Source organism: Acetobacter orleanensis, assembly GCF_001581005.1.
Lineage (GTDB): Bacteria > Pseudomonadota > Alphaproteobacteria > Acetobacterales > Acetobacteraceae > Acetobacter > Acetobacter orleanensis.
In genome coordinates, this window is the sequence record NZ_LHZV01000049.1 from 44,764 (window position 1) to 53,662 (window position 8,899).

Annotated in this window: 10 protein-coding genes; 3 read left to right on the forward strand and 7 right to left on the reverse strand. The window is 58.1% G+C overall.

Annotated elements, in window-relative coordinates:
- Positions 1 to 87: 87 nt before the first annotated feature.
- The 7 genes from era to folK all read right to left on the reverse strand — a co-directional run bounded on the left by era (position 88) and on the right by folK (position 6,362).
- Positions 88 to 987 carry a GTPase Era gene (gene era / locus AD949_RS03325; RefSeq protein WP_048835815.1) on the reverse strand — a complete coding sequence of 300 codons (900 nt, stop codon included), beginning with the start codon at positions 985 to 987 and terminating at the stop codon, positions 88 to 90.
- Positions 980 to 1,726 carry a ribonuclease III gene (gene rnc, locus AD949_RS03330; protein ID WP_048835816.1) on the reverse strand — a complete coding sequence of 249 codons (747 nt, stop codon included), beginning with the start codon at positions 1,724 to 1,726 and terminating at the stop codon, positions 980 to 982. Before rnc ends, era begins: the two co-directional genes overlap by 8 nt.
- Positions 1,723 to 2,532, reverse strand: coding sequence for a signal peptidase I (lepB, locus tag AD949_RS03335; RefSeq protein WP_048835817.1), 810 nt, complete (start codon positions 2,530 to 2,532; stop codon positions 1,723 to 1,725). The genes rnc and lepB overlap by 4 nt, the downstream gene beginning before the upstream one ends.
- A 76-nt stretch (positions 2,533 to 2,608) precedes the next feature.
- Positions 2,609 to 3,016: a holo-ACP synthase gene (acpS, locus tag AD949_RS03340; RefSeq protein WP_048835818.1), complete on the reverse strand. Its 408-nt coding sequence runs from the start codon at positions 3,014 to 3,016 to the stop codon at positions 2,609 to 2,611.
- Positions 3,013 to 5,331 (reverse strand): RelA/SpoT family protein, encoded by a 2,319-nt coding sequence (locus AD949_RS03345; protein ID WP_371277363.1) that lies wholly within the window; start codon positions 5,329 to 5,331, stop codon positions 3,013 to 3,015. Before AD949_RS03345 ends, acpS begins: the two co-directional genes overlap by 4 nt.
- Before the next feature lie 45 nt (positions 5,332 to 5,376).
- A complete protein-coding gene (gene rpoZ / locus AD949_RS03350) occupies positions 5,377 to 5,748 on the reverse strand; it encodes a DNA-directed RNA polymerase subunit omega (protein ID WP_048835819.1) in 372 nt (123 codons plus the stop codon).
- A gap of 77 nt (positions 5,749 to 5,825) precedes the next feature.
- A complete protein-coding gene (folK, locus tag AD949_RS03355; RefSeq protein WP_048835820.1) occupies positions 5,826 to 6,362 on the reverse strand; it encodes a 2-amino-4-hydroxy-6-hydroxymethyldihydropteridine diphosphokinase in 537 nt (178 codons plus the stop codon).
- A gap of 126 nt (positions 6,363 to 6,488) precedes the next feature.
- Here folK and AD949_RS03360 point away from each other — a divergent pair, with 126 nt between their 5' ends.
- The 3 genes from AD949_RS03360 to AD949_RS03375 all read left to right on the forward strand — a co-directional run.
- On the forward strand, positions 6,489 to 7,124 hold the full coding sequence (locus AD949_RS03360) for a LabA-like NYN domain-containing protein (RefSeq protein ID WP_048835821.1): 636 nt from the start codon (positions 6,489 to 6,491) through the stop codon (positions 7,122 to 7,124).
- Positions 7,125 to 7,396: 272 nt separating this feature from the next.
- The gene (locus AD949_RS03370; protein WP_048835823.1) at positions 7,397 to 8,080 is read left to right on the forward strand and encodes a carbonic anhydrase; all 684 of its coding nucleotides are present in this window, start codon (positions 7,397 to 7,399) and stop codon (positions 8,078 to 8,080) included.
- Positions 8,081 to 8,102: 22 nt separating this feature from the next.
- Positions 8,103 to 8,899 (forward strand): endonuclease/exonuclease/phosphatase family protein (locus AD949_RS03375; RefSeq protein ID WP_061504625.1); only part of this gene is annotated, 797 nt, incomplete at its 3' end.

Sequence of the window (8,899 nt, forward strand, 5' to 3'; positions counted from 1 at the left end):
AAAAACGCCCTGCCTCCGGGAGGGGGCAGGGCAAGTCGCCCTTCTCTTATCCTTCATGCGGCGCGGCCACAAGCGGCCAGAGCCGCCTTATGGCACATCATCCAGACCAATAGCGCGCAGGCGCGCGCGCTCCTCATCCCAACCAGACCGTTCTTTTACATTCAGAAACAGGTGGCAGGGGCGTTCCAGCAGGCCGGAAAGCTGCTTGCGGGCGCGTTCGCCAATCTGGCGGATTTTCTGCCCGCGCTCGCCAATCAGAATCGCCTTATGCCCTGCGCGGCCCACATAAATGGTCGCGTCAATCCGCACGGAGCCATCCGGGCGTTCTTTATAGCTTTCTGTCTCAACCGTTGCGCCGTACGGCACTTCCTCATGTGTTTGTAGGAAAATCTGCTCGCGCACCAATTCGGCCGCCAGCAGACGGTCGGGCAGATCCGTCAGGTCGTCTTCCGGATAGAGATACGGGCCTTCCGGCAGGCTTGCCGCCAGACGGTTCAGCAGATCTTCCACCCCGCTGCCAGATTTGGCGCTAACCATAAAGACATGCTCGACCGTCAGCTTCTGCGTAATCTCCTTTGTCAACGGCAGGAGCCGCTCCGGGGAAACAAGATCGGTCTTGTTCAGCACCAGCCAGACCGCGCGACCTGTGCTGGCCAGACGGTCAATAATACTGGTCACAGCATCCGTCAGGCCGGAGCGCGCATCCACCAGTAGCAGCGTGATGTCCGCATCTTCCGCGCCACTCCACGCCGCCGCCACCATGGCACGATCCAGCATCCGGCGTGGCTGGAAAATACCGGGGGTATCCACCAGCAAAATCTGCGTGGAACCACGCATCAAAATCCCCAGCACGCGCGCGCGGGTTGTCTGCGCCTTGGGGCTGACAATGGAGAGCTTTGCCCCCGCCATCTTGTTCAGCAGTGTGGATTTTCCGGCGTTTGGCGCCCCCACCAGAGCGGCAAACCCGCAGCGTGTTGTCTCACCCATGGTTCGGGCCTCCAAGTTGTTCAAGCAGATCCGCTGCTGCGGCACTTTCGGCAGCCCGTTTATTCCCGGCCCGCCCTTCTCCACTCCGGCCACCAGCGGTCACCTGCACCACAAACAAGGGCGCGTGGGAGGGACCATCAGCCCCGATTGTTTCATAAACAGGCAGGCTCTGCCCGCGCCCCAAAACCCATTCCTGCAAGGCTGTCTTAGGGTCTTTGGGCGGGCGGGCCTGTGCATCTAGCATCGGCTTCCATGCCGTGCGCACAATAGTCCGGGCCGGGTCTAGCCCACCATCCAGAAAAATCGCGCCCAGCACGGCTTCCAGCGCATCGGCCACCACATTGGCCGTGCTTTGCACCCCAACGCGCGCCTCATGCGTCGCAACAGCCAGACTGGCGGGTAGATCAATCCGTTCAGCAATTTCAGCCAATGTCACGCGGGAAACCAGATGCGCCAGACGGGAGCCAAGTGCCCCTTCCTGCTCCGCCGGATAACGTTCCAGCAACCATTCGGCCATCAGCAGGCCGAGCACACGATCCCCGATAAACTCAAGACGTTCATTGGAGCCCATGCCCCGCGCCTTTTGTGGACGCCGCCGCCCTCCCGCGTTCTGATGCGCAGCGGAACGATGCGTCAGCGCCTCATGCAGCAGAGCAGGATTGGCGAACTGATACCCAAGCCGCCCCTGTAAAGCCGTTACGGCAGCAGCCTCTCCGGCAAAAACTGCGGGGCGTTTCACGTGATACTCCGAAAAATCCGCGCCCAGCGAATTTCCGTGGGCCAGTACCACACCTGCCAGAACGGATGCGCGGATTCTACGGAGAAGAACACCCGCTGCGCATGACCCACCAGATTTTCCATCGGTACAAAACCAAGGTCTTTCGGGCCATCACCCATAAAGCGGCTGTCCGCGCTATCATCCCGGTTATCGCCCATGGCGAAGAAGTAACCCGGCGGCACAACGTAATCCGGCGTGTTGTTCTGGGCGCCATCATCCATCAGCTTCAGCACCTGATGCGCCACAACGCCATTGCCGCCACTGGCGGGAAGCTGCTCATCACACGCCTCCCCTTCCATCGGCACGCGGGATTCATCCATGGCCGTGTACGGATGCGGCGCAAGGCAGGGCACTAGCTGGTTGTTCAGATACAAGTGCCCTTCCGTTACGCGGATATGGTCACCCGGCAGGCCGATAATCCGTTTGACGTAATCAACCGATGTATCCTTGGTAAAGCGGAATACAGCAACATCACCCCGATGCGGCTCCGCGCCCAAGATACGCCCCTGAAACAGGTTGGGCGAGAACGGGAAGGAAAAGCGGGAGTAACCGTAACTATATTTGGACACCATGATGTAATCCCCCACCTGAAGGGTCGGGATCATGGAGCCAGACGGAATAACAAAGCTTTCAAACAGAAAGGTGCGGAACAGTGTGACGACCAGCACCACCCCGATGATGGTTCTGGCGTAATCCAGCACGAGCTGCCCGAGCGTTGCCGGCTCCCCTGCGCCTGATGCTGTGGGAGTCTGGTTCGGGTTGGTCATGTCCTGCACCGCCTGTCTGCGTCGTTAGGAAAGAAAAGGGAAATCGGCGGGATCAAGCCGCGCACCCTGCCCGATGTCAAGCCGGGTGCCCTGAGATAAGGACCTCGGCAAAAGCATAGGGATGCTCATCCGTCATGCTCAGAACCAGATGCGGCACCTGCCCGGCGGGCATTATCTGCTGCAACCGCAGCAGAGCAGCCCCTGTCAGCACCAGCGTCGGCTGGCCAGACGGCAGATTTTCCACCCCAATCTGGCTCTGCGCCACGCCTTGCGCAAACCCCGTGCCGAGTGCTTTGGCGCAGGCCTCTTTAGCCGCCCAGCGCTTGGCGTATGCGCCAATACGGGCCTGACCATGCCGCCGGTCCGCGCGCGCGCGTTCCGTCTCGGTGAAAACCCGATCGAGGAAACGCTCCCCAAACTGCTCCATCACACGCTCAATCCGGCGCATGTCACACAGATCCACCCCGGCAGCAATTACACTCACGCCCGCGCCCTGTCTGCCTGAGAAATACCCTGCACGACCCGGAGTGCTGCAATAACGGAGGAGAGATGCCGCAGGTCCCGCACCTCCACATCCACAAGGATTTCCATGAAATCAAGCTGCCGATGCACAATTTTCAAGTTCACGACAGAGGCATCTGCTTTGGAGACCGTGTTGGTAATGGCCGCCAGCACGGCGGATTCATTTTCCGCTACAATGGTAATCCGCCCGACCCGCAGTTCGCCGCTGCCAGAGCGGGCCATGGCATCATAATCCCAGTCCACATCCAGAAAACGCTCCGGTGTGGCGGCAAAGCTTTCCAGCGTCGGACAATTACGGGTGTGAATGGTCACGCCCTTGCCGGTTGCGACCACGCCTACAATCCTATCCCCCGGCAGAGCATGGCAACAGGCGGCAAAATGCACGGCCACGCCGGGGCCTAGCCCGACCAGCGGAATTGCCCCGCCAGAACGCCCACTGCCTGCCCCACTTGTCGCCCGTGGACGCGGCCCGGCCGTGCCCAGAACACCGGGCAGCCCTGCCACCATGCGCGGCGCGCGTGTAGCGCGGCGCAGTTCCGGGTAGGCCGCATGCACAACATCCCGCGCTCCGAGATTGTTGTTCCCCACCGCCACATACAGATCCTGAAGCGAGCTCTGCTTCAGCGCCTTGAGTGTGGTTTCAATAATTTTTTCGGACCCATCGACCCCTTCCTGACGGAAGGCCTTGGCCAGCGCGGCACGCCCGCTATCCAGATAAGTCTGGCGCTGCTGGGCCGCCACGTAACGGCGGATACGAGCCCGCGCCTTACCAGTGACGACAAACCGCTCCCACGAGGGAGACGGCGCGCCCCCGCGTGCGGTCATGATCTCGACCTGATCCCCGTTCTGCAACTCGTGCCGCAGCGGCATCAGGCGACCATTGATTTTGGCCCCGACGCAGGAATCCCCAATCTGGCTATGCACCGCATAGGCAAAATCAACCGCCGTCGCCCCACGCGGGAGCGAGATCAACTGGCCTTTAGGCGAGAAGCAGAAAACCTGATCCTGATAGAGTTCAAGCTTGGTGTTTTCCAGAAACTCATCCGGCGCGGAGGACGCCTCCAGAATTTCCAGCAGATCCTGCACCCAGCGCGGACGACGGAAACCGGCAATGCCGCCCCCAGCCTCTTCCTCGCCTTCCTTATACGCCCAGTGCGCCGCCACGCCGTTTTCGGCAATGTCGTGCATGGCTTCGGTACGGATCTGCACCTCAATTTTCTGGTTGCGCGGCGAACGCAGCGTCACCCCGGTATGTAGGCTCTGGTATCCGTTGGCCTTGGGGGTGGAGATATAGTCCTTGAAGCGTCCGGCAATAACCGGATAGGCCGCATGCACAGCGCCAAGCGCCATGTAGCAATCCTCACGCGTATCCACCACCACACGGAACGCCATGATGTCGGAAAGCTGCTCAAACGCCACATTCCGGCGCTGCATCTTCTCCCAGATGGAATAAGGTGATTTTTCCCGCCCGGAGACATGGACGTTTTTTAGCCCGGCCTCTTCACACAGGCGCAGCAATTCCCGCCGCACCTCTTCAATCACATCAGCACCCTGCCCGCGCAGGTAATTCAGGCGCGCGCGAATGGTGGCATCCGCTTCCGGCTCAAGCTGCGCGAAGGACAGGTTCTGCAACTCTGTCTTGACCCGGTCCATACCGATACGTTCGGCAAGGGGGGCATAGATATCGAGTGTTTCCCGCGCAATGCGCTGGCGGCGGTCCACGCGCTCCACAAAATGCAGTGTGCGCATATTGTGGAGACGGTCCGCCAGCTTAACCAGCAGAACGCGGATGTCCTTGGACATCGCCAGCACGAGTTTGCGGAAATTTTCGGCCTGCTTGGTCCGGTCTGACTGAAGCTCCAGCCGCGTCAGTTTGGTAACGCCATCGACCAGATCCGCCACTGTCGGACCAAACTGCGCCCGCAGGTCCTCCTGCGTTACGCCGGTATCTTCAATGGTATCGTGCAGCAGGGCCGTAAGAATGGAGGGCACATCCAGCCGGAAACCAGCCAGAATCATCGCAACCGCCAGCGGATGCGTTATATAGGGGTCACCATTATCACGGAGTTGGCCTTCATGGGCCTTTTTCGCCACGTCAAACGCGCGACGAATAATTTCCACATCGGCATTGGGCGCGTAACCGCGCACAATATTAACCAGCCGATCACACGTAACATCACCCCGTCCGGGCAGTTCCGGGGCAACCAGAACGGGCGCATTACCCCCCGTTGCAACAGGCAGAAGTGGTGAACCAGCCGGAGCGTCTACTTCAGACACCAAAGCTCCGGTCCTGTTATCGCCTCCTGCCTGCGTCACACGCTCTTACCGCCGCGCACGCCCACTCAGGGCCGCTTCAATCGCACCGGCATCGTCAGAGGCTTCTTCTTCAGGAGACACTTCCTGAAGGCCGAAGATATTCTGTTCCGTCGGAACCAGATCCTGCACTTCTTCATCCACAGGCTCGGGCTCGGGCTCGCGCGCCTGAGAGCGGATCAGGTCATTGCGCAGTTCAGGCAGCTTGACAGTTTCATCCGCAATTTCGCGCAGGGCGACAACGGGATTCTTGTCATTATCCCGGTCAATGGTAAGCTCTTCTCCACGAGAGATGTTACGGGCGCGCTGCGCCGCATACAACACCAGCTCAAAGCGGTTCGGGACTTTCTCAACGCAGTCTTCGACAGTGACTCGTGCCATTACGAAGAGCCTCCAGACAATTCAGCTAAAAATAAAGAAGGGACCTTGTAACGCATCGCCTCAATCCAAGGAAGTGCTTATTCCTGAATCCGGCGGATTTCCTGCCCTGCAACATCCGGCAGCAGTTCAGCCAACGTCCTACCACTTACAGGATGGACCCACTGCGGAGCCACGTCCTGCAACGGAAGCAGGACAAAAGCCCGCTCATCCGCGCGAGGATGCGGAAGGGTGAGTTGCGAATCAGTCTGACACAGGTTTCCAAACGTGATAATATCAAGGTCAAGCGTGCGGGCTGCGTTCGGAATGGAACGCTCACGTCCAAATTGCGTTTCTATAGCCTGTAACGCCTCAAGGAGAGCCATAGGCTCAATCCATGTGCGCGCCCGAACCATACCATTAATATAAGGAGGCTGCCCGGACGGTGGCACAGGAGCACTTTCATACCAAGAGGAAACGGCCTCTATATCCAGCCCCGGCACATTCCGCAGTGCAGCGACAACATCCCGGCATGTCTCACGCGCTGCCTGCCCAGCGTAAGGTAGGTTTGCCCCTATCGCGATAAGGACGGTTGGTGCCCCCACAAAGCGTTGTGTCAGACCTGATTTATTTACCATTGCTAATGTATCTTTTTTTCTGAACGCAGGTATAATCCACTAAGATTATACCTAAACCCCTGAACGCGATAGATTTTTTAATCCATATTGCACACAATAATTCGTATCATTTAGAGGAAAAACCGAATGAATCTCAAAAAAGAAGAAAGGACTTGCCTCTTTATTGACGGTTCAAGCCTTTACTCTACCTCCCGCGGTCTGGGCTTTGATGTTGACTATAAAAAGCTGCTAGACTTCTTCACATCCAAAACGCACATCATCCGCGCCTATTATTACGCCGCTATTCTCGACACGGAAGATTATTCCCCCCTCAAACCGCTGACGGACTGGCTCTCCTATAACGGTTATTTTCTGGTGACCAAACCGGCCCGCGAATTTACCGACTCCACCGGCAAACGCCGCGTAAAAGGCAATATGGAAATCGAAATTGCCGTGGATATGATGGAAATGGCGCCGCATATCGACCACGCCATTCTCTTTACGGGTGATTCCGACTTCCGCCGCGTGGTGGAAGCCGTGCAGCGTCAGGGCACCCGTGTGTCCGTTGTGTCCTCCATGCGCTCCTCCCCGCCGTTGATTGGCGATGACCTACGCCGTCAGGCCGACAACTTCATGGAACTGGCAACCATCGCCAGCAACTTCACCCGTCGCCAGCAGGCAGAAACGCAGCGCCCCCGCACAGGCACAGGCAACCCCGCCCCCATTCGCCACCCGGCGGACCAGATGAGCGAGCCTGATCTGGACGAGGATGATATCCTTTAAGACACCTGCTCTCTACGTGGCCGTACGCTCAACACGGCCTCTAACATGCCTGATAAAAATATCCCCTGACCAATACTTCCGGTTTTCCCGGCTGAGTGGCAGGGGTATTTTTTTGGCTGAATATCCTGCCACTCTGAGTTTCTTTAAAAAAAAATTCAGAGTCAGGGAAAAAAAGCCGATGCCATGCGTTTCAATCAACTCTAATGTGCAGCGCGTAAGGTCTTGGTCAGGACCGAATCCTGCACCCACCTGAGTTTTTTCTGGAGAAGCCTATGCCTACTTGTTCTGAAGCCCGAGACAGCCTCCTTTCGCTGCTGCGTGGCGTTGAACACTTCAATACTGAGGTTTTCCCGGCCAAGCAGAACCTTTTTGCCACGCTGGCAGATGGTCAGTCCCCCAACGCGCTGTTCATTGCCTGTGCAGACAGCCGCATTAACCCGAGCCTGATTACCCAGACAGAACCGGGTGATCTGTTCATTCTGCGCAACATTGGCAACATTGTTCCGGCCTATGGCGAAATGCTGGGTGGTGTGTCGTCCGCTGTGGAATACGCCGTTGCCGGGCTGGGCGTTTCCGCCATTATCGTGTGCGGCCATTCCGATTGCGGCGCCATGAAAGCTCTGCTGGCCCCGGAGAAAAGCGGGCTGGACAAGATGCCCACGGTCCGCAAATGGCTGCGTAATGCGGAGGCGGCCCGTGCAGCACTGGGTGACCTGAAAGCGGAAGATGCTGGCCCGGCCAACGTCCGCACACTGTCTGAACAGAACGTACTGTTGCAGCTTTCCCACCTTAAGACGCATCCGTCCGTAGTGGCTGGCATGGCGCGCGGCACGCTGTTCCTGCAGGGCTGGTTTTATGACATCGGAACAGGTGAAATCACCATTCTTGATGAACAGACCCGTAAAACATGCAGCATTTCGGATGCCATTGCCCAACTAGAAGCCGTGCCCGCCTAAAAGGCGGAACAGTTTGCTTTCCATGCACATCAAGACCGGCGGAGCGCAAGCCTCGCCGGTTTTTGTGTTTGTGAAGCGTTTGTCAAAATACCTGCCACGCATCGGCGCAGCAGTGTGCCTCGCAACCGCGCTGTGCAGTACATGCGCTCCCTCTGCTTTTGCTGGTTTGAGAGATGGACAAGAAACGCCAACCGCCGCTCCACCGCACACGCTCAAGCTAGCGACATGGAACATGGACTGGTTGATGGCAGAGAACGGGCCACTTACCGCGACCGCACCCCCTGACCGCCCCCGCCGCACGGCTGCCGATTTTGAAAAACTTGCATCTTACGCCCAGCATCTTGATGCAGACATTATCGGACTACAGGAAGTTGACTCTCCCGCCACGGCGGAACAGATCTTTCCCGCCAGCGCCTACCAGATTTTCATCACAAAAGATGCCCTTCTCCAACATCCGGCTCTGGCAGTACGCCGCACTTTAAAAGTGCATCAAAACCCTGATGTAACCGCTCTGGATGTCGCTCCGCCCACTGCCGAACACCAACTGCGCCGTGGCTTGGATGTCACAGTTGAAATCGGCGCAATCCCGCTGCGTATTCTGGTGCTGCACCTCAAAACCGGCTGCTGGGACAATCCGGTCTCTGAAAGACAGCATAGCTGCCCAACACTCCTCCAGCAGTTTGGCGTATTGGAAGACTGGATCAGCGCACGGGCCGCAGCGCACGAAGCTTTTGTAATCATGGGGGACTTCAACCGACGTTTGACGGTGTATGACCCGTTTTTCCTGATCCTCACCCACACAGCCCCCCTCACCCTGAC